The 20,782-nt window shown below is 31.4% G+C and carries 24 protein-coding genes and 1 other RNA gene; 12 read left to right on the forward strand and 13 right to left on the reverse strand.

The window, feature by feature from the left end; genetic code table 11:
- Positions 1–135: 135 nt before the first annotated feature.
- The 4 genes from ICJ84_RS03420 (at position 136) to ICJ84_RS03435 (ending at position 3,473) form a co-directional block, all read left to right on the forward strand.
- Positions 136–726: a hypothetical protein gene (locus ICJ84_RS03420; protein ID WP_188214951.1), complete on the forward strand. Its 591-nt coding sequence runs from the start codon at positions 136–138 to the stop codon at positions 724–726.
- Positions 723–1,688, forward strand: coding sequence for a hypothetical protein (locus tag ICJ84_RS03425; protein WP_188214952.1), 966 nt, complete (start codon positions 723–725; stop codon positions 1,686–1,688). The genes ICJ84_RS03420 and ICJ84_RS03425 overlap by 4 nt, the downstream gene beginning before the upstream one ends.
- A 727-nt stretch (positions 1,689–2,415) precedes the next feature.
- Positions 2,416–3,018, forward strand: coding sequence for a hypothetical protein (locus tag ICJ84_RS03430; RefSeq protein ID WP_188214953.1), 603 nt, complete (start codon positions 2,416–2,418; stop codon positions 3,016–3,018).
- A gap of 248 nt (positions 3,019–3,266) precedes the next feature.
- Complete coding sequence (locus ICJ84_RS03435) at positions 3,267–3,473, forward strand: hypothetical protein (RefSeq protein ID WP_188214954.1); 207 nt, start codon at positions 3,267–3,269, stop codon at positions 3,471–3,473.
- Positions 3,474–3,552: 79 nt separating this feature from the next.
- Here ICJ84_RS03435 and ssrA read toward each other — a convergent pair.
- Positions 3,553–3,947, reverse strand: a transfer-messenger RNA (tmRNA) gene (ssrA, locus tag ICJ84_RS03440).
- A gap of 216 nt (positions 3,948–4,163) precedes the next feature.
- Here ssrA and ICJ84_RS03445 point away from each other — a divergent pair.
- Positions 4,164–5,369 (forward strand): NAD(P)-dependent oxidoreductase, encoded by a 1,206-nt coding sequence (locus tag ICJ84_RS03445; protein ID WP_188215431.1) that lies wholly within the window; start codon positions 4,164–4,166, stop codon positions 5,367–5,369.
- 37 nt (positions 5,370–5,406) lie between these two features.
- Positions 5,407–6,192 carry an SDR family NAD(P)-dependent oxidoreductase gene (locus tag ICJ84_RS03450; RefSeq protein WP_188214955.1) on the forward strand — a complete coding sequence of 262 codons (786 nt, stop codon included), beginning with the start codon at positions 5,407–5,409 and terminating at the stop codon, positions 6,190–6,192.
- Here ICJ84_RS03450 and ICJ84_RS03455 read toward each other — a convergent pair.
- The 7 genes from ICJ84_RS03455 to ICJ84_RS03485 all read right to left on the reverse strand — a co-directional run bounded on the left by ICJ84_RS03455 (position 6,189) and on the right by ICJ84_RS03485 (position 9,920).
- A complete protein-coding gene (locus ICJ84_RS03455; protein WP_317173642.1) occupies positions 6,189–6,857 on the reverse strand; it encodes a DUF1361 domain-containing protein in 669 nt (222 codons plus the stop codon). The genes ICJ84_RS03450 and ICJ84_RS03455 overlap by 4 nt on opposite strands.
- Positions 6,850–7,221: a ribosomal maturation YjgA family protein gene (locus ICJ84_RS17100; RefSeq protein ID WP_188214957.1), complete on the reverse strand. Its 372-nt coding sequence runs from the start codon at positions 7,219–7,221 to the stop codon at positions 6,850–6,852. Before ICJ84_RS17100 ends, ICJ84_RS03455 begins: the two co-directional genes overlap by 8 nt.
- Before the next feature lie 6 nt (positions 7,222–7,227).
- Positions 7,228–7,827 carry a SanA/YdcF family protein gene (locus tag ICJ84_RS03465; RefSeq protein ID WP_241748675.1) on the reverse strand — a complete coding sequence of 200 codons (600 nt, stop codon included), beginning with the start codon at positions 7,825–7,827 and terminating at the stop codon, positions 7,228–7,230.
- 295 nt (positions 7,828–8,122) lie between these two features.
- The gene (locus ICJ84_RS03470; protein WP_188214959.1) at positions 8,123–8,629 is read right to left on the reverse strand and encodes a Coq4 family protein; all 507 of its coding nucleotides are present in this window, start codon (positions 8,627–8,629) and stop codon (positions 8,123–8,125) included.
- A gap of 46 nt (positions 8,630–8,675) precedes the next feature.
- Positions 8,676–8,969, reverse strand: a complete 294-nt coding sequence (locus ICJ84_RS03475; protein WP_188214960.1) for a winged helix-turn-helix domain-containing protein — start codon at positions 8,967–8,969, stop codon at positions 8,676–8,678.
- A gap of 33 nt (positions 8,970–9,002) precedes the next feature.
- Positions 9,003–9,302: a hypothetical protein gene (locus ICJ84_RS03480; protein WP_241748676.1), complete on the reverse strand. Its 300-nt coding sequence runs from the start codon at positions 9,300–9,302 to the stop codon at positions 9,003–9,005.
- A 9-nt stretch (positions 9,303–9,311) separates the two neighbouring features.
- Entirely contained in the window at positions 9,312–9,920 is a 609-nt protein-coding gene (locus tag ICJ84_RS03485; RefSeq protein WP_188214961.1) for a hypothetical protein, read from the reverse strand.
- 97 nt (positions 9,921–10,017) lie between these two features.
- Between ICJ84_RS03485 and ICJ84_RS03490 the strand changes: the two genes are divergently transcribed.
- Positions 10,018–10,395: a DUF1801 domain-containing protein gene (locus ICJ84_RS03490; protein ID WP_188214962.1), complete on the forward strand. Its 378-nt coding sequence runs from the start codon at positions 10,018–10,020 to the stop codon at positions 10,393–10,395.
- 59 nt (positions 10,396–10,454) lie between these two features.
- Here the strand turns inward: ICJ84_RS03490 and ICJ84_RS03495 are convergent, their stop codons facing one another.
- From ICJ84_RS03495 to ICJ84_RS03505, 3 genes are read right to left on the reverse strand one after another with little or no spacing between them, the layout of a single operon-like run.
- The gene (locus tag ICJ84_RS03495) at positions 10,455–11,318 is read right to left on the reverse strand and encodes a hypothetical protein (protein ID WP_188214963.1); all 864 of its coding nucleotides are present in this window, start codon (positions 11,316–11,318) and stop codon (positions 10,455–10,457) included.
- Positions 11,319–11,331: 13 nt separating this feature from the next.
- A complete protein-coding gene (kdsA, locus tag ICJ84_RS03500) occupies positions 11,332–12,150 on the reverse strand; it encodes a 3-deoxy-8-phosphooctulonate synthase (protein ID WP_188214964.1) in 819 nt (272 codons plus the stop codon).
- Positions 12,151–12,193: 43 nt separating this feature from the next.
- Positions 12,194–12,553: a hypothetical protein gene (locus tag ICJ84_RS03505; protein WP_188214965.1), complete on the reverse strand. Its 360-nt coding sequence runs from the start codon at positions 12,551–12,553 to the stop codon at positions 12,194–12,196.
- Between the two features lie 176 nt (positions 12,554–12,729).
- Between ICJ84_RS03505 and typA the strand changes: the two genes are divergently transcribed.
- The 5 genes from typA (at position 12,730) to ICJ84_RS03530 (ending at position 18,384) form a co-directional block, all read left to right on the forward strand.
- Entirely contained in the window at positions 12,730–14,529 is a 1,800-nt protein-coding gene (gene typA / locus ICJ84_RS03510; RefSeq protein ID WP_188214966.1) for a translational GTPase TypA, read from the forward strand.
- A gap of 145 nt (positions 14,530–14,674) precedes the next feature.
- Entirely contained in the window at positions 14,675–14,902 is a 228-nt protein-coding gene (locus tag ICJ84_RS03515; RefSeq protein ID WP_188214967.1) for a uroporphyrinogen decarboxylase, read from the forward strand.
- An 84-nt stretch (positions 14,903–14,986) separates the two neighbouring features.
- The gene (locus ICJ84_RS03520; protein WP_188214968.1) at positions 14,987–16,294 is read left to right on the forward strand and encodes an O-antigen translocase; all 1,308 of its coding nucleotides are present in this window, start codon (positions 14,987–14,989) and stop codon (positions 16,292–16,294) included.
- A 9-nt stretch (positions 16,295–16,303) separates the two neighbouring features.
- Complete coding sequence (locus tag ICJ84_RS03525; RefSeq protein ID WP_188214969.1) at positions 16,304–17,287, forward strand: GNAT family N-acetyltransferase; 984 nt, start codon at positions 16,304–16,306, stop codon at positions 17,285–17,287.
- Complete coding sequence (locus tag ICJ84_RS03530; RefSeq protein WP_188214970.1) at positions 17,284–18,384, forward strand: DegT/DnrJ/EryC1/StrS family aminotransferase; 1,101 nt, start codon at positions 17,284–17,286, stop codon at positions 18,382–18,384. Before ICJ84_RS03525 ends, ICJ84_RS03530 begins: the two co-directional genes overlap by 4 nt.
- Here the strand turns inward: ICJ84_RS03530 and ICJ84_RS03535 are convergent.
- Together ICJ84_RS03535 and ICJ84_RS03540 are read right to left on the reverse strand one after the other, a co-directional pair.
- On the reverse strand, positions 18,371–19,621 hold the full coding sequence (locus ICJ84_RS03535) for an O-antigen translocase (protein WP_188214971.1): 1,251 nt from the start codon (positions 19,619–19,621) through the stop codon (positions 18,371–18,373). The two genes, ICJ84_RS03530 and ICJ84_RS03535, sit on opposite strands and share 14 nt — an antisense overlap.
- Positions 19,618–20,538: a sulfotransferase domain-containing protein gene (locus tag ICJ84_RS03540; RefSeq protein ID WP_188214972.1), complete on the reverse strand. Its 921-nt coding sequence runs from the start codon at positions 20,536–20,538 to the stop codon at positions 19,618–19,620. The genes ICJ84_RS03535 and ICJ84_RS03540 overlap by 4 nt, the downstream gene beginning before the upstream one ends.
- Between the last annotated feature and the right edge of the window lie 244 nt (positions 20,539–20,782).

The raw sequence follows: 20,782 nt of genomic DNA on the forward strand, positions 1-20,782 counted from the left end.
GTAGTGTTTAATGTGTTTTTATTCTGTTATATTTTATGAAATTTATGGGAGAAGAATTATTAGTTATACTATGGTAAACCGTAATTGATTAATATATAATTTATTACATTTAGTATTAGAAAATAATATTTCAATATGAGCTACAATGAATTAAAATTGGAGGTAGAAAACTATTCAAAAAAATATGGTCAAATATTAGTTGGGATTCATAATGATTTAGTTGATTACAAGAACAAAGTAAACTCATATTCAAAGGAAACATCTGAAAGTCTTATTAAATGTGCTGAAGCATTGAATATTTGTGAAGAATTAAAATTTAGTACCCAAAAAATTTTTGAAAAAATAGAAGGTTACGATTTAAATATTAAAAAAAATATTAATTCTCATCAGAAAACTTTAAGTCAATATAAAACAGAATTAAATGAAAAATTTGATTTACTTGAAGGGTATATTCATGATTTTGAACAGGGAATTAAAATTATTGACGAACTTAAAATTGAAAATTTAGAATTAAATAAGAAGATTTCATCTATAGATTCGAAATATAAAATTCATAGTGATAACTTTAAGAAGTCAATTTCAGGCTTAGAGGATGATTTAGAAGAAGCAAAAGAGGAGTTAAAGGAGAAGGAGAATAAAATTAAGAAGCTAGAAAGTTATAGACTTATTTCTGTTTTCGCTATTTCACTTCTTTACGTTTTATTCATTATTAAGTTTATAATATGAACTCATTAGATGAATTACATAAAAAATATGCTAATGTAGATGTAAATAGTCTTAATAGTATTTATGACAAATACATCAAAAGAAGACAGGATTCATTAACTGATTCAATAGCTTCGGCAACAGCTATAGGTTCAATTTTTTTGGCTGATAAAATCGATTATGCTTCTTTAACACCTCGAATGAAAGAAGCGTTTAGTATTAGTTTTCCTAACAAAAATTTAGATGAATTAGAGAATTTGGATTCCGAACAACTTACTGGTATTATCAGTAATTGGAAAGGCAAGCTTTTTGAAATAGAAGTAAGAGATAAATTAAATAATGGTGAATTAGTTGGAGATATTCAATTGGAAACAGGTCAATATGCCGTAATTGCAGATGAATTAAATCAACCAGGGTGGGATTTAGAAATATTTAATGCTGATGGAACTGTCGCTGAAGCTCTACAACTAAAAGCGACCAATTCATTAAGTTACATTAATGAAGCCTTTGAAAAATATCCCGATATTGATATAATTTCAACATTAGAAATTTCTGAATTCAACGAAGATTTAATCAATAGTAATATTACACTAGAAGATTTAGAAGCAGAACTACATGAACCCTTGGAGGCTTTGAATGATAGTTTTGGAGAGGATATAATCGAATCGATAATACCTGGTCTACCTTTTTTAATAATATCATTAAGTGAAGGAAGAAAAGTATTTATAGGCCAACAAACAACTGATAAAGCTGTAGAAAGAGTAATTGATAGAGGGGTTAAAACAGGTGTTTCAATGGGAGCGGGAGCGCTAATAGGTTGGGTGACTGGTATGCCTTGGTTGGGCGTAGCTACTTCACTAATAACAAGATTAGTTTTAGCTTCTGATACTGTTGAAGATAAAAAGGAATTACAAAAATTGGCAGAATTGATTTCTATTGAAAATAAAAAGCTTACAGAATATACTGTTATTTATGTAGAGTGATTTAATTAAGTTAAGTATTATTAAGATGTTAGAAGACCCCAAAAAGAACACTCAGTATTTAATTGCATTATTAATCGTTATTGTAATTACACAATGTGTATTAATTGCTTTAAGTATAGTCTAATTGTTGTTTGAGAATTTTCGGAAAATATAAAAATTAGTCTTATAGATGTTGGTGCAGGAAATGCACGAAATGAACCAAATAAAAAAAATATTTAATCACTATCTTTAGTGTATGTCTATTTTGAAGAAAAAAGATATAATAATTACTTTGATAATTATATCAATAGATATAAGCAATCTTTTATTGTTGGCTTAATTTATATGGTGATTGGACTCAGTGCTTACGGAATTATAACTGTTTTTAATATTCTGTTTTAATGACTTTGTATGAGTTTAACATATTAGATTTTAATTCACGAATGGAAGCGGTTAATCAATATGGAGTTTATTTAGACAATCACATCACTAGAGAAACTTGTATAAATTGTTACGCAATAGATAAATTCTTTGTGGAGGTTTATTATAACCCTGAATCCAATAAAATAACAAAACTTAGGAGCTTTAAAGCAGGAGAGCGCTTAAATAAATACTCTAAGGATTTTAGTACAGGGTTTTAAATAGTGAATTCAAATTTATTGTCCTATTTTTTATTTCTTGGATTATTTTGGACATTACCTTCAAACACTCAAGTTAAGTTTGTTTTCAACTTTTAAAACTTTTAATTATGAAAACGAAATCAAACATTTTAGCAATTTTAACTTTTTTTGTTCTTTTTATTTTTTCCTGTTCTTCAGATTCTGATAGGGAAGAAGATGTAATTCAAGAAGTAAATGTTTTCAATGAATTTGTTAATGCTTTGGGCGTTGAATCAAGGGATGATTCTGGGTTTAATTTAGAAAGAACATTTGGTTATGTTTTTAGTGCTTCAAAGGAAGGTAAATTAACAAAGGCTTACATTAGAATACCATCCAATTCGCTTCCACAATCCTCAATACTTTCAGCTGTAGTTTCTGATTTAGAATTTACAATTTGGGATTTTGATAACGGAAGTAAGATGTTTATTTCCAATTTAGACCATACAAATAGTGAGGATTTCAGGGAAATAAATGTTTCTTTAGATATTAAAGAAGGAAAAAAATATGCAATCACACTAACTTCTCAAGTTTATTTTGAAAATTCTCAACCGGTAACATCTATTTTACCATTTAGTTCTAAAGGTATTACAATTCATAATCTTTTAGCAAATGATGGAAATAGTTTTAATACTATTCCTTCAATTAGTGAAGATGAATATCTAGGTGATATTTCATTTGATTTTGAGAGATAATTATTGACTGTAGTTATGAATAGAAATAAAAGAATGTGATATTGAAGAGTTTTTTTATGCTTTAGCATGTAACTAATTTAAAGCTTATCGATTAATTGAAGATATTAATTATCGTGAAAGATATAGACCAAAAATTATCAAAGAATTTTCAATTAGTGAAGTAAAAGAAAATTAATTATATTCAAAGACAGGATGTTGTTATAAAATGATTATTTTGTTCTTGTCAATTAACCCAAAATAAATGAACTATGATTGGACTGTCTGAAATTGTAATAGAATTATCAACATTTGGAATGTTTAGAAGTGTAGAGTCTGTGAATTATAAGTCGATAAGTAAAGACCACATTGGCGATATTAAAGCAGAATTTAATAATCAGGAAATTAGAGTGCCAGTTTATAGTGGAGATAATGCAGAAACCATTGCAGAGAAAATAGTTAAAAGCGCTAAGTATTAAATTGACCGTACAGAAATCGTACATAAAGTTAAATTAAAAATCCGTAAATCACTATAGATAAGTGGTTTACGGATTTTTTTTGTGGAGTCGGAGAGAATCGAACTCTCGTCCAAACAAGTAACCAAAGGGCTTTCTACACGTTTATTCTTTTCTTGTTTTTTCGACTAAAAGCTGGTTAAAGACAACCTACTTATTAGCTTAGCTTTTTAAATTTCGAAAGGGCATCAAAGCACTACCTAATCTATGTTAACATTTACGATGCCTCTAAAAGGAACGCCGTTAACCAAGGCTTTCCGGAGACATTTAGCTTGCGCACCTTGTGCGCCTAGGCAATCTTACTATAATTCAGATTAAGCAGCTAAAGCGTAGTTATTCTCGCCGTTTAAAGTTTGATTTAGCCTTTAACGTGTTTCAAAATCATTACACGACGTGCTTACCGTTCAATTAATCTCGCTGTCAAAACCAGTCGACCCCAATATTAATGTAATAAGTATGGCGTTACCCTTTCGGGTCAGGCTTTCGGCAGTCGCTCTTTTCAAGGAGCTCCAATAAGGCCTCAATCCTTAACGCGAACGCAAAGTTATCAAAAACTTTGTAATTCAATAATAATCCTCCTATTTTAGAGCAAGAATTATTCCAAATTCATTTTCAACTAAACTTAATTGCCAAATAAATCAGTAGTTTATGCCCATAACATTTGCTATTATTAAAGAACGCAAAAATCCACCAGATCGTCGTGTGGTATTTTCCCCAGCAGCATTAGTGCAAGTTCGCGACAAATTTCCAGAAGCAACCTTTAAAGTCGAGGCTTCCGACATTCGTGTGTTTCCAGATGAAGCCTATAAAAACCTAGGATTTGAGGTTACAAACGATGTGTCCGATTGCGATGTGTTTATAGGTGTAAAAGAAGTGCCCATTGATGCTTTAGTACCTGACAAAAAGTACTTTTTCTTTTCGCATACGATAAAAAAGCAACCCTACAACCGGAAATTGCTACAAGAAATTTTAGAGAAAAATATCGAACTTTACGATCACGAGACTATTGTTAACGAGAAAGGCTTCCGATTAATTGGTTTCGGGCGCTATGCCGGAATTGTAGGGACTTACAATGGCTTCCGAACTTGGGGGCTAAAATATAATTCATGGCAATTACCAAAGGCAGGAACCTTAGCAAATCAGGAAGCACTTATACAGCAGTTAAAAACTCTAAGACTTCCGAATATTAAAATCCTGTTAACCGGAAGTGGTAAAGTCGCGAATGGATCACAGGACATGTTAGATGCTATGGCGATTCAGCGGGTTTCTGTAGATGAATATTTAAATCAAACTTTTGCCGAACCGGTTTATTGTAAAATTGATGTATTGGACTATAATAAACGTAAAGACGGACAAGTAATTGATAATTTCGATTTCTTTAATCATCCGGAAGCTTATCAATCTAATTTTATGCGATTTGCTAAGGAGACCGATTTGTTTATCGCAGGACATTTTTACGGTGACAGCGCGCCGTATTTATATACGCGTGATGATGTGAAATCTGATGATTTTAAAATAAAAGTTGTTGCAGATATTAGTTGCGATGTCAATGGCCCTGTAGCAACTACGTTACGTGCTTCAACTATAGCTGATCCTATTTATGGTTACGATCCGAAAACCGAATCGGAAACTGATTATACCAAACCCGATGCTATTGCGGTTATGGCCGTAGATAATTTACCGTGTGAATTACCAAAAGATGCCAGCGAAGGTTTTGGAGACATGTTTTTACAACACGTTATTCCGGCATTTTTCAACAATGATAAAGATGGTGTGTTACAGCGCGCAAAAATCACTGAAAAGGGCAAATTAACTCAACGTTTTTCATATTTACAGGATTATGTGGATGGAAAACATTAGATTTAGCCTTTTAATGCCCCAATTATTTTAAAAATTTATGACTAAAACTGCATTAATAACCGGAGCCGCTTCGGGCTTAGGTTACGAACTTTCATTACTATTAGCTAACGATGGATATGATTTGATTTTAATAGATATTAACAGTCAGAATTTAATTCAAGCTCAAAGCTATATTCAAGAAGCCTACAATTGTAAGGTGGATGTTTTAACAAAGGATTTGAGTCAACCTAATGTTGCAGCAGAAATTATGAAAGCAATTAATGGCATTACAGTTGATGTATTGGTTAATAATGCAGGTTTCGGACTCTTCGGTTCGTTTGTTGATACCGATTGGGAACGCGAGTTGGCTATGCTACACGTGCATATTTTGGCAACCACGCATTTAACGAAACTTATGTTGGAAGGGATGGTAAAGCGTGGTTCTGGACGCATTTTAAATATGTCGTCGTTGGCAGCTTTTCAACCAGGACCGTTAATGTCAATTTATTATGCCTCGAAAGGGTATATGTTATCCTTTTCAGAAGCGATTGCTAATGAACTTAAAGGTACCGGAGTTACTGTAACGGCGTTATGTCCTGGTCCTACAAAAACAGCTTTTCAGCAAACGGTTTCTGCTGATAGCTGCAATAATAAAATCACCTTTAATATGGGGTGCGCCAAAGCTGTTGCTACCTACGGATATAAAGCCATGTTGAATGGTAAGAGTTATGCTATTCCGGGTAGATTCAATAAGTTACTTGCGATAATTCCTCGATTTATGCCCAGAAGAACAGCAACTTCAATTGTTAGAAAAATTCAGGAGAAAAATCGTGAAGTGGACTAATCTTTCGGAGTTATTTTATGAAAGATATCTTGTGTCCGATAAATAAGTGCTAAGAAAATACCGAAAGCAAAAGTAAATATCCAGGCTTCAAAATGAAGTTGCGGATGAATAACTATATCTAAAATATCCTGAAACAATTCGAATGGATTCTGAATGATTTCCCAGGAATTGTAGCGTAAAAAACGACCTAAATATATGCCGAATGCTGTTAAAGGAAAAATAGATGTTATTATGCGTCTAGATACGTTAACACTGAAATGTTGAAGGAGTATTTGTTTCATATCTTTTACAGATAGAAGAAATAGCAAAATCCCGTTGCCGGAGAAAGAAGCTAACATTAAAACATCTAACCATAACAAGTGATGATTTCCGAATCGCAAATGTAGAAAGTCGGTAATAATATAAGGTGCATTCGGTAAAAAGGCAAGCCAAGTTAAAAAGTATAAACCAAAAGAAATTTTGTGCTGGTTAGGTCTTGTTGATAAGTAGCTTGTTAAAGCAAATGGGATAAAAGCTAAAAATAAATTCCAGATTAAAAACATATAGAAAAAGGATTGATTCAGTTTTATTCTAACCATTAATAGCAAGATGCTAAAAAGTATGGATAAGCATATTAAGATTAAAACATTAAATCGATTATATATGTAGGTTTTGAGATTATTCATGGTAATAAACTTTTATTTCAAGAATTAGAACAGTTAGTATGCCAAGAGTGTAGGCTATTAAATCGGAAAAGTTAAATGTTGTTCCTATTATGATCCTCAATATCTTGTTGTCTTGAAGGTTTAGTAAGTTGACAATGTTTAGATATTGTAGAAATTCAATGAAATAGGAGAAAGTAAGAACACCAATTGCAGTAACTGTAGGTCTTATTTTGACGAAGCTTTTAATAGTACAGTAGAGTAAAATGACAACTAGATAATCACCAAATGTGTGACGAATAAATCCTGAATTGATGTACAATGCGATTATTATTTCTATTATTAACAAAGAGATACCTAGTATTAAATAGTGGGTTTTTAATTTCATTTGACATTAAATTTTTGACCTAAATATTTTTGGTTGAACATTAAACAATAAGTCAATGGATGATTTTACTCTGGCTAAATATTCTCTTAATTTGGTTTTAATTCCGTATCGGCCATTAACATTTTTAGCGTTAAAAGCAATAGCATTTATACCATGCGATTGTGCAAGAAATATGGCGCGTTCGTTGTGGAATTGTTGAGAGATAATAGTAAATGCGTTCAGACCAAATACATCTCTTGCCCGCAAAACAGAGTCTAATGTTCTAAAACCAGCATAGTCGAGATGGATTTTTTCTTCGGGGATTCCTGAAGCTATTAAGTCTTGTTTAAACATTGTTGGTTCGTCGTAATCTTTTCTGCTGTTATCACCACTGACTAAAATAATATCAATTTTACCTGCTTTAAAAAGTTTTGCGGCTGCATCAATTCTGTATTTATAGTAAAGGTTTATTGAGCCGTTGGTTAAAAATTTACCTGTCCCTAATAATAAACCAACTTTATTAGCAGGTATGTTTGAAACGCTATTGTATAAATAAGGTTTCGCTTTGTTAGAAATCCAATAATTATTAAGAAGAATTCCTGTAAACGAAATAAGGATTGTAATCATAATAGGTTTTAGATATTTTGTCATGATTTATATGGCGTAACTGATGATAATGATATAGTACATGATAGCAATAGGAATATTGCAAGTTATTATGCTTATTGATTTTATAATATTTATTCTGTTTTTATCGAAAATGAGGGTAAGTAGTAAAGTGACAACAATTAAACTATTAATGATTACAGCAAAAAGAACATAGTATAAGCCGATAAATGTAATAAAGGTTATTTTGTTAATGATTAGCTGGATTAAGAATAGAATGGTTCCAATGCTAAAAAAGCTGGGGGCAATTGTAAAGCTAAAATGTAATTTGTTCATAAGATGAGGTTTTTAGTTTGAGATAAGATTTAGAAAAAATAACTTCTCTAAAGTCATGAATATTGACATGTAGTAATTTTTTATAATCGTAATGATGAAAGGGATTTGCGGTTCTGCCCAATTTGTATGATTTGTAATAATAAGGAAAGTAATCAGGTAAAATTATAATACCCAAAATCATGGCGCCATACAGATAAATGCTTCGTTTTCCGTTTCCAAAACAGAGGCATTGCAAGGCAATTTCATCTTCTACATGAGTACCATAACCTGTAATGGTATGATAGGCATCATGACGTTCGACTTTGGCAATTAATTCAAAATTATTTTTTTCTAAGAACAGTCCCAGATGATTACCTATACTTTCATCAGGGTAGGTGAGAAGGTCTTGTTTAGTTATTCCCCAGGGTTTATGGTGTTTAAACATGTTTGTGTATACTTTCTGAGAAATATTAAACAGCCATTCGATAAGGTTTTTTCTTAAATTCATTTTAAAAGTACTTTGTTTTTCAAAGTTAATGTGTAAAAAAATAGAGCTATTGTTTATGTATCAATTTTTCAAGAGCATCAATATGCTTTTTAAATTCGGCTTCACCCAATTGTGTTGTGCTATATCTGGTATTGGGTTTTCGTCCAATAAATTGTTTTTCAATAGTAATATATTCGGCTTTTTCAAGAGCTTTCGTATGACTAGCCAAATTCCCATCAGTGGTACCAAGTAATTCTTTCAACGTATTGAAATCGGCATATTCATTCACCATTAAAATAGACATAATGCCTAAGCGAATGCGATGATCGAAAACTTTATTTATGTTATTAATAATACTCATAGTGTATTTTTAAAGGCTAATGCCCTGTGTGGGCTAACTTCCGGCAAATGGTGTTCCAAAAATGCCAACAGCTAATTCGGCCCAAGTTAAGATAAACAGCAAAAATAATATAACTATTAAAACTATCTTAACGGATGGCTTATGGAATGTTCGTAGAATTAACTCTAAGAAAAGTCCAACGATTAATAATAAAATACCCATAACAATAAAATCGAAGAGATTCCAGTTTACTTCAGGACTAAACTGCATGGCAATAAAAGGAATTACAAGTAATAGCGAAATAGCACCCAGAATAATAATTATTCTTTTGTAATTAGCTAACATAGTGTTCATGGTTTAAAGTTAATTTTTGTCGTATTTAAAATACATCCACGTACCGTAAATAATGTGCATGATTCCAAAGCCTAAGACCCAAAACCAAAAACCGTAACCCGGTAATAGGGCAGCAACTAGTCCAAGAATAATTTCAATTATGCCCAGATATCTGATATCTCCAATACTGTATTTAGCTGCGTTTATTAATGCTAATCCATAAAAAATAAGCATTAGCGCTCCGGTTTGACCGTATTTCTGATTTCCTAAAATGATGAGAATGTAAAGACCTCCTGCAACTAATGGAATTAAAAAATTGATGAGTAGACGTTTTGAAGAAGCATCCCAGATTTTAGAACTGTTTTTCTTAGCTTTTCGCGTAGTTAAAATAACAGCTGTGACAATGCTGAATAGGGCAACTAAAAATAAATCCAGAAGTACTAATTTAAATACTGTACCATCTAAAATTAAATACTCTTGTTTAGAGTTGCTTACCAGCCAATACGCATATGCTGCGCCAATAAGGGCATAAATTCCGGCCATAACACCAGACAAGCCGCTTAGTGAAATAAATCGAGAGGATTTATTCATTAAATTTTTAATTTCACTAATGTCTTTTAAATAGTCTTTCGATTCCATATTAAAGTACTTTGAATTACAAAGTAAATAAATTAATTTCAATATTTACAAATAAAATTTCACTAAGTTTGAATGGTATTGATTAACCCGTGAAAGTTTGAGACCCATAGATGAATATTTTATAAATCAAATAGAGCCTTATCAATCCATAATGCTTTATGTGAGAAGTATAATTTTAAATACTTTGCCGGAAATTGTAGAACGTTGCAGTTATAATATTCCGTTTTACAATTGCCATGGAAAACCGATGTTGTATTTAAATATTTTGAAAGGAACAAATTATGTTGATGTAGCTTTTGTTCAAGGGGTATTACTTGAAAGTGAATTTCCAATGTTGAAAAATGATAATAAACGTAAACAAGTAAGGTCTATTCAGCTTAGAAGTTTAGAAGATTTAGATTATGATAATTTTGTAGTCTTACTTCACGCGGCTTCTCAAACTTTGGCAAATAGTAAAAAGGCTTGGTTTTTATAAAAAGAAAAGCCTCCATAACCGGAAGCTTTTTTTTAAATTTATAAATGTTCTAAAGGAAATTAAATTCTAAACATTCCTCCAATAGAAATAATATTTTGAATAAACATAAAGTGTTGCGAAGCGCTTTCAGCGGTGTTGCTCGTCGTTCTAATATCCGGCATGTTAATATAACCACCTCTCATATCGATTTGAACGAAGAAATGTTTAAAAAATAATAAATTCAATCCAGCAGTAGCCGAAATACCATAACCTGATAAGTGAAACTCATCGTAACGGTCTTTTAGCAATAAAGTCGTGTTAGTTTTCGGGACTAATGCTCCCGCCGCTAATCCTTCAGTGAAATTAATCTGAAATTTATCGGTGTTTATAATTCCGAAAATGGATGAGATATCGTCAAATCGAGCAATTTCGGCATACACATAGTTTAAGCCGTTGGTGTGCTCGAACTTTAAAAAGTCTTCAGACACTAAAAAAGCATCATTATCATAAATGCCATTATAGACTGAACCGGTTTCGCTTTCTGGTAAATCAATATACCCATCTAATCGTCTGGATTCATTGCGGTCCATAACGTATTTCATATGATCAATACCTAATGAAACTGTGTATTTATCAGAGAAAAAATAACCCACTTTTACATTGGTTTGCGGAATTGTAATACGGGTAGGGTTAATATAATCAATATGCCAACCTTTAGGTTTGTCGTGCGCTGTGGCATTTTTAATTGTAAAGTTGTAATCTTCTCCCTTAAATGTGATATCTGATTTTGAATAACGTTCACGGTTTCCTCCCCAGCTAATAAAGAATTTACCTTTGTTGTTTTCAGTGTATTTCGAGGAATTATTTTCCTGGGCACATATTGTGAAACTCGACAATAAAAATGCTAAACCTAATAGAATAGGTTTTACAGCGTGTTTTGTCATTAAAGACTTTTATTTACAGATTGTTAATTGTTTTTCTGATAGCTACTAAATTGCTTAATAGGTTTTCAAGGTTGTCTAAATGAAGCATATTGGCCCCGTCACTTTTTGCATTAGCAGGATCGAAATGAGTTTCAATAAATAAACCATCTACGTTATTTACTACACCGGCTCTGGCAATAGTTTCAATCATATCAGGTCTTCCACCAGTAACACCATGACTTTGGTTAGGTTGTTGTAAAGAGTGGGTGACATCTAAAACGGTAGGCGCATATTCACGCATGGTTGGAATACCACGGAAATCGACAATCATATCCTGATAACCAAACATTGTGCCTCTATCGGTAATCCATGCTTTGTCGTTTCCAGAATCTTTAACTTTTTGTACCGCATGTTTCATCGCTTCAGGACTCATGAATTGCCCCTTTTTTAAGTTAACCACTTTACCAGTTTTAGCAGCGGCAACGACTAAATCGGTTTGGCGTACTAAGAACGCCGGAATTTGTAAAACATCAACATACTGAGCAGCAAAAGCAGCATCCGATATTTCGTGAATATCGGTAACGGTTGGAACATCAAAAGTTTCAGAAACTTTCTGTAAAATTTTCAATGCTTTTTCATCACCAATACCTGTAAAACTGTCAACACGGCTTCGGTTGGCTTTTTTAAAACTTCCTTTGAATACATAAGGAATTTCTAACTTATCTGTAATTGATACTACTTTTTCTGCAATACGCAACGCCATATCTTCGCCTTCAATAGCACATGGGCCGCAAAGCAGGAAAAAATTATTAGAGTTTACGTGTTTTATTTTAGGAATGTCTTGAAGATTCATCTGCTTAGTAAATTCAAAAATTAAGCCGCAAAGATAGTCAATTTTAGAATGCTCTTTTTAAACTATTTCTAATAATCCATAATGCCATTAATAAGTTGCAAATAACAAATATGCCACCTCTAAAAGGTAGAGCATTGGTTTGTGGTAAAAAACTAGCGAGGTTTGATACATTCAGTAAGTAACCAAAAATTAAATATGAAGATAAGCAAACAAAGGTAATTCCAAGAGTGAAATTTAACTGCTTGTTTGGCTTTAGAAGTTGCCATAAAAACGGTAATCCAAGCAATAATATAGGGTAAGCGGTTATGCCTTCAATTCTGTTGATAACTGTAAACCAATAGGCTGAAGCTGCCATAAAATAAAGATAAGGTACAATGACTGAATATTTGTTTATTACTTTCATTTGTTAGAGAGAAATTAAATGATTTTTTTCGGAAGTTAAAATACATATTATTTGTATTCATACAATGCTTTAACGTAAAATTGAAACTGAAATTATAGCGTTTTTTAATTATAACAAATAATTAACTAAATCCAAAAATAAGACGTACCTTTGCAGCCTTAAATTCAGGCACTATTATGGCTAATATTAAAAACATTGCAATTATTGCGCACGTTGACCACGGTAAAACGACTTTGGTTGATAAAATTATGTATCACTGTCAGTTATTCAGGGAAAATGAGAATACAGGTGATTTAATTCTAGATAATAACGATTTAGAGCGTGAAAGAGGTATTACAATTACATCTAAAAACGTATCTGTTATTTATAAAGACACAAAAATCAATATTATTGATACTCCTGGTCACGCCGATTTTGGTGGTGAGGTAGAACGTGTACTTAATATGGCTGATGGTGTATTACTATTGGTAGATGCATTTGAGGGGCCAATGCCACAAACACGTTTCGTACTACAAAAAGCAATCGATTTAGGTTTGAAACCTTGTGTGGTTGTTAATAAAGTAGATAAAGAAAACTGTACGCCTGATGAGGTTCATGAGAAAGTATTCGATTTAATGTTCGAATTAGGAGCTGAAGAATGGCAGTTAGACTTTCCAACTGTTTACGGTTCGGCTAAGAACAACTGGATGAGTGAAGACTGGACTAAGCAAACCGAAAATATCGAGCCATTATTAGATATGGTTATCGAGCATATTCCAGCTCCAAAAATCGAAGAAGGAACAACACAAATGTTAATTACCTCTTTAGATTATTCGTCGTTTACAGGTCGTATTGCTATTGGACGTTTAACACGAGGAGAACTTAAAGTAGGACAAAACATTTCGTTAGTAAAACGTGATGGAACTGTTGTTAAAAATAAAATTAAAGAACTTCATATTTTTGAAGGTGTAGGCCGTAAAAAAGTAGATGAAGTTCAAGCTGGAGATATTTGTGCTGTTGTAGGACTTGAAGGTTTTGAAATTGGCGATACTATTGCCGATTTTGAAAATCCGGAAGGATTAAAAACCATCGCTATCGATGAGCCTACAATGAGTATGTTGTTTACCATTAACGATTCGCCTTTCTTTGGTAAAGATGGTAAATTTGTAACATCTCGTCACATTAAAGATCGTTTAACAAAAGAACTTGAGAAAAATTTAGCGTTACGAGTAAACGAAACAGATAGTGCCGATAAATTTATGGTTTTCGGTCGTGGGGTACTTCACTTATCGGTTTTAATCGAGACCATGCGTCGTGAAGGTTACGAGCTTCAAATAGGTCAGCCACAGGTAATCATCAAAGAAATTGATGGTGTAAAATGTGAGCCAGTTGAGGAAATGACAATTGATTTACCTGAAAACGTTTCAGGAAAAGCTGTAGAAATGGTAACCCTACGTAAAGGTGAAATGTTAAGTATGGAAGCTAAAGGCGACCGTATGGTTTGTCAATTCATGATTCCGTCTCGTGGAATTATCGGATTAAGAAACCAGTTATTAACAGCGACTGCAGGTGAAGCTATTATGGCACACAGGTTTAAAGAATACCAACCGCTAAAAGGAGGGATTCCTGAACGTCAAAATGGATCTTTAGTATCTATGGAAAAAGGAACAGCTATTCCTTATTCTATCGATAAATTACAGGAAAGAGGTAAGTTCTTTATCGATCCGGGAGAAGAGATTTATGAAGGACAGGTAATTGGAGAAAATTCTCGTGGAGATGACATGGCTGTTAATGTTACCAAAACTAAAAAATTAAGTAACGTACGTTCTTCTGGAGCCGATGATAAAGCTAAAATTGTGCCTGCTATTAAATTTAGCTTAGAGGAAGCTTTAGAATATATCCAAAAGGATGAGTACGTAGAGGTAACACCAAATCATTTACGTATTCGTAAAATCTTTTTAACTGAAGTAGAGCGTAAGCGAAACAAAACAGTGTAAAGAAGAATAAAAAATATATTATTTAAGAGGAATGCTCATGTGGTGTTCCTTTTTTTTTTTGAGGTCGAATGAACATTTGAGGTAAAATAATATTTAAATCAAAAAATTCTTAACTTACAACAAGCATTTAAAACTAAAGACCACTATGGAAATTTTGGATATTTCTTTAACCGATTGGGTTGGCTATGCAGCTATGGCTACATTGTTATTGTCATTCTTAATGAAAGCCGTTACAAAACTAAGAATCGTGAATTCAATAGGCTGTTTGTTGTTTGTCATTTATGGTTTTATGTTAGAACCCGCAGCGAAGCCCATTATCATTACCAATGCCGCTATTCTTTGCGTGAATTTATATTACATTTTAAAAAAATAAAACGTTTGCTTGTTGTTAACGCTTAGTGTTTGTACATTTAAATTAAATTGCTACATTACAAATTAGTTAACTTATCTCAATTAATTGAAAAAATTAATAGATTACATAAATAATAACGTTTTAATTAAAGTTACTTCGTTACAAACAACGTCTGTGATTACTAGATTAATAGCCGGGATATTAACATCTAAGGCTATTGCCGTTTTTATAGGGCCTGTTGGTTTAGCTCTTATTGGTAATTTACAGAATTTTGTCAGTGCTTTTCAAACCATATCCATAGCAGGATTATATAATGGAACTGTAAAGTATATTTCCGAATTAAAAGAAAGTGTTACAGAACTTAGTAAGGTTGTTTCAACCGTGTTTTATGTAGGGTTTATGTCTACAGTTTTAGTGTCTTTCTTTTGTTACTTCAATGCTGATTTAATTAATGATCTCATTTTTCCGTCTTATAATAATTATGCATTTGTTATAAAGGTATTTGCTTTTGTATTACCGTTTTATGCACTGAATATGTTTTCATTTTCAATAATGAATGGCTTTTCTAAGTACAAGATTCTTATTGTTATTAATATCATCGGACAAATTTTAAGCATGGCCGTAGCGTTGCTTTTAATTTATCAGAATGCGATTAAGGGTGCTTTAATTTCGGTAGCAATAGCAGAATCTTTAATCTTTTTAATCACTTTAGTCGGAATCATTAACCGAAGAAGTTTAATTCCATTAATAAGAGTAAAAGGTGTTAGTTTCAGTTTCTTAAAACAAATGAGTTCTTATGCTTTAATGGCTTTGTTTTCTGCTGTTTTATTGCCAGTGGTAGCTATTGCCATACGGATGTATATTGTAGAACATGTTGGCTATAAGGATGCCGGTTTTTGGGAAGCGATGACCCGAATATCGAAGTATTATTTAATGATGGTAACGTCGTTGATGGCTTTGTATATTCTTCCGAGATTTTCAGAAATTGATGATGTTAAAGAGTTTCGAAAAGAAGTTTTTGGTTTTTATAAAATCATAATTCCCATTTTGGTTATTGGACTTGTGGCAATTTACATATTGAAAGGTATTATTGTAAGTGTTGTTTTAACCGATGAATTCCGCCCTGTTGAAGATTTGTTTTTGTGGCAGTTATTAGGAGACTTTTTAAAGGTGTTGTCTACAGTAATCGCGTATCAGTTTTTAGCAAAAAAAATGTTCTGGCATTATATTCTAACCGAAGCATTTTTGATTATTACGTTGTATACGACAAGTATCTACTTTATAGATTTATTCGATAGTGTTAAAGGAGCTGTTGTGGCGCATTTTGTAACCTATATAATGTATTATGGTATTATTTTACTCATGTTTGGTAGTTCGTTGTTTGGGGTGGTAAATCAAGAAGACCAAAATTAAATAGAACGTATGAACGAGCAATTTGAAGATTTCAAGGTTTTGAAGTATTCCATGGAATTTTTTAATCAATGGAATGATTTTGTTGCTAAGTCTAAAAATGGAACTTTTTTATTTCATAGAGATTTTATGGAATATCATAGCGATCGTTTTGAAGATTTTTCTCTGTTAATATTTAAAAGGAATAAGTTAGTAGGAATTTTTCCAGCGAATAAAGAAGGAGAAGATGTGGTTTCTCATAGAGGGTTGAGTTATGGAGGCCTATTAATAAATGATGAAGTAAGAAGTGAAATGTATGCTGTTTTGTTTGGTAGACTTTTGGATTATTTTAAAAGTCAAGGTGTAAAAAGACTATTTATTAGAGAAATACCATTCATTTATCATTCTAAGTTAACTCAAGAATTTGAGTTTTTTGCTCAAATATTAAGTTTAGAGTGTGTTAAAGTGGATAGTTATTATGTAATTGATGCTAGAAGGAAAATAAAATTAAATAGAAATAGGAAAAGAGCATTAAAAAAAGCAGAGCTTAATAAGCTAGTATTATCAGAAGATGGATTGGAGTTGTTTTGGAACGATATTTTATCTAAAAATTTATTAGAAAAGTTTAATGTTACCCCAGTTCATACACATCGCGAGATAAATATGTTAAAGGAGAGGTTTTCTGATAATATTAAATTTTATGCAGTTTACCAAAAGGGCATTATGCTCGCGGGAGTGGTTATGTTTATTACTGAAAATGTTGCTCATTTTCAATATAGCTCAGGTTCCGAAAATAGAATAGATACAGGAGCTTTAGACTTTTTGTTTCAAAGTATTATTGAAAAATATAAAGCATACGATTTTATCAGTTTTGGAAGTTCTGCAACCGATAAAACATTGAAAATAGATAGAGGTTTGGCTTATTGGAAAGAAAGTTTTGGAGCAAATTTAATAGCTCAAAGGACATTTGAAATTTCTACAGATTTGATTATTAATCTTGAAGAAGTTTTTAAATGATAAAGTTTTTAGATTTAAAAGAAGTTAATGTGAGATATCACGAAGAATTTAAAAAACAATTTGATGTTTTTTTGAATTCAGGAACTTATATTTTAGGAAATCAGGTAGAGCTGTTTGAAAGTGAATTTGCAAGTTACTGTGGTACTCAATTTTGTATTGGGGTTAGTTCAGGATTAGATGCTCTTCAACTCATTTTTGAGGCTTATAAAGTCATGGGGTTACTTCAAAATGGTGATGAAGTCATTGTTCCGGCCAACACTTATATAGCTTCCGTTTTAGCAATAAGTAATTCGGGTTTAAAACCGGTTTTGGTAGAACCAGACATAGAAACTTATAATATAAGTCCAGATCATATTTTGAAATTTATTACCTCTAAAACCAAAGTTGTATTAGGGGTTCATTTATATGGCTGTTTGTACAATGTAAAGGCTTTAGAACAGATAGTAAAAGATTTTAATTTGATCCTGCTAGAAGATGCGGCTCAAGCTCATGGAGCTGTTTTTGAAGATGGAAGAAAAGCAGGCAATGTATCTGATGCAGCGGCATTTAGTTTTTACCCAACAAAAAATTTAGGTGCTTTGGGAGATGCCGGTGCGATAACAACTAATGATAATGTCTTAGCAAATTTACTAGTTAAATTAAGGAATTATGGGAGAATAGAAATTTATGAAAATGACATAAAAGGGTTTAATTGTCGTTTAGATGAATTGCAAGCTGCTTTTTTAAGAATTAAACTTAAGTATTTAGATGAGGATAATATTAAGCGAAGAGAAATTGCAGGTACTTATTTAAATAAGATAAAAAATAAATCTGTTGTATTGCCTAAGTTCGAATCAGATTTCGGTCATGTATTTCATCAATTTGTAATTAGATGTAAAAAAAGAGACAAGCTCAAATCTTATTTGTTAGAAAATGGAATTGAAACATTAATTCATTATCCAATTGCTATTCATAAGCAATCAGCTTACAGTGAGTTAAGCAATATAAACTTGCCTGTATCAGAGCAAATTCATAGTGAAGTTTTGAGTTTGCCGATTAATCCGAGTTTAAAAGAAGAGGAAGTAGAAGAGATTGTAAAGAAGCTTAATAGTTTTTAGGAAACCAAAGAATATTTTTCACAGCTATATTTTGTATCAAAAAGTGGGCTAAATAGCTTAAAAAATAAGCTATAGTAATACCTTGTAAGCCTTGAGATTTGATTAAAAGGTAAGAAAGAAAACAAAAGATTATAGCCCAAATTATTTGCGTAAGTACGAATCCTTTTGTTTGTGATTTAGCTATTAGAATATTTCCCAAAGTCCAAGAATGGATTTTAATAATATCTCCTAATAATTGAAATAATATAATGCTGCTAATAGCTATAAATTCTTTTGAAAATAGAAAAGGAATCCAAAAGCTCATGGAAAAGTATATAGAGCACGTAATAACCAGTATTACAGGAAAAGTAATTTTCCAAATTTTGAATAATTCCGATTTTAATTCTGTGTTCCGTAAAGAGGAGAAAGTTGGAAGAATATAAAATTTAAATGACGAGTTAAGAAAAAGGAGATATAAAGCAGAGATTCTCCATACGCTATCCCAAATTCCAGCCGCATTTGTTCCTTCCGTATTAATAATAAGTGTTCTTATAAATAGTAATGAAAGACTTAATGAAATCATTCCAGATAAGCTCATTAATGAAAAATTGAGCATTTTTTTGAAATATTTTAAATTAAAATCAGTTACAGAGATCTTTAAGTTTAGTTTCTTTAGAGCAAACATTATACTAATAGTAAAAACGACGAGATGGTTAAGAGCAATGCTGAAGATGAGTCCGTTTAATTGATAAAAATATACACTAATAACAGATAAAATACTTGTAAGTATTGTTGAGGTTATTGATATGAAAATATATTTTTTTAAGGATTGGAGTCCGTTTAAAACGGAAAGAATTAAATTGTGTAATGCAATAAAAAATAGTGAACCACCAATAATTATAATGTGATTTTCATAAAGAGAATCTTGGAAAAGTAATACGGATATTTTCTTTTTAAAAAAGAGAACAAGTGCTAAAATAACAAAAGATGATATTGTGTTGATTTTGAGAGATGTACTTATTATTTTTTTTAACTCTTTGGGTTTTGATTTGTTTTCAGAAATATGTTTAATAACTCCATTTTCAGTTCCAAGTTGACAAAAGGAAATTCCTAAGGCAACAAAATCTTTAAATTGACCATAAATAGCAAACCCTTCAGGTCCTATAAAAAGTGCGGTTATTTTGTTGACTATTAATCGAGTTGTAATCGTTATTCCAGTGGCAACCGCATTATAATATGATGATTTTAAGAAACTCATTCTTGATTAAAATCTGCCCATTCATTAAAAGATAAACCTGTAATGTGTTTTAGTTTTTTTACATCATCTTCATAGAAGTTTTTAGTCCAAATTCTGTCTGCTAATGATAATTTAGGATATTTATTATTTGTAGATAAAGTATTGAAAAGTTTTTCGTTTAAAAGAATCCTGATTTTGTCAATCGTTTTTGTAGAAAGAAAGTATTTTGCAATTTTAGTGAATTTATATTCTCCTTTAGAAATTTTTCGTGATAAGTTATAGAAACGTGAGTATTTTAAAATAATAGTTTTGTTTTTATTGATGTTTGTGATGTGCTCCATTTCTTTTAACCCTAAAAACGAAAAACAGTCATTCATTACTTTTGTTGTGTTTTGGTTTAAAGCTTCAAGGGTTATAAATTTAATATTTTCTTGGCCAAATTCATTTATAAGAGGACTAATCCATTTAGAGAACAAACCAAATTGATAATAATGTTTAGGCCATTCATTATAATACTCAATTTTAGAATTTTGATCTTTAAAAAAAGCAGTTTTAAATTTTAATCGTTCTCTTCCAGAACCTTTACACCACCAATAATGAGAATATGCTCTGTCTATAGGATTTCTTAGAATTATTATAAATTTTATATTTGTTTTTTCTGTATTGGCTTCTTTTAATCTAGAGATAAATAGGTTTGGGTAAAATAAAGAGCCAGTTGATGATTCTCCGAAATATTCCTTTCGCTCTGTGGTAAAAAGATTTTTGTACTTTAAAATGTCATCTTTAGTGTAATTATTAAAGTCTGCAGAGGTCCAGAAGTGAGGTTCTTTTAAAGAAGACATTCCTATAGATTCGTGCGTAGAGAGTAGATCATGTAAGGTAGTTGTGCCACATTTAGCAACACCTGGTATAAATAAATTAGGGATGAAATAATCCATTTCTTTAATAATATTACAATTTGTGAGCTTTAGAGTGTTGGCTGAAATTCAATTTATCAGTAATGAAAATTAGAAAGCTAAATTTACACAGATGTGAATATAAGTGAATAAAACAGAGTTTTGAAATTAAAAAGTGAAATAAATTATAACTATTTCGAATTCATAAATAAATGAAATTTATTATTATTATGTAGTATAAAAATTGTTTTTTTGTTTTTGTACGGTTAGATTTTCTTTAATGATA

The sequence above is a fragment of the Aestuariibaculum suncheonense genome, assembly GCF_014596935.1.
Lineage (GTDB): Bacteria > Bacteroidota > Bacteroidia > Flavobacteriales > Flavobacteriaceae > Aestuariibaculum > Aestuariibaculum suncheonense.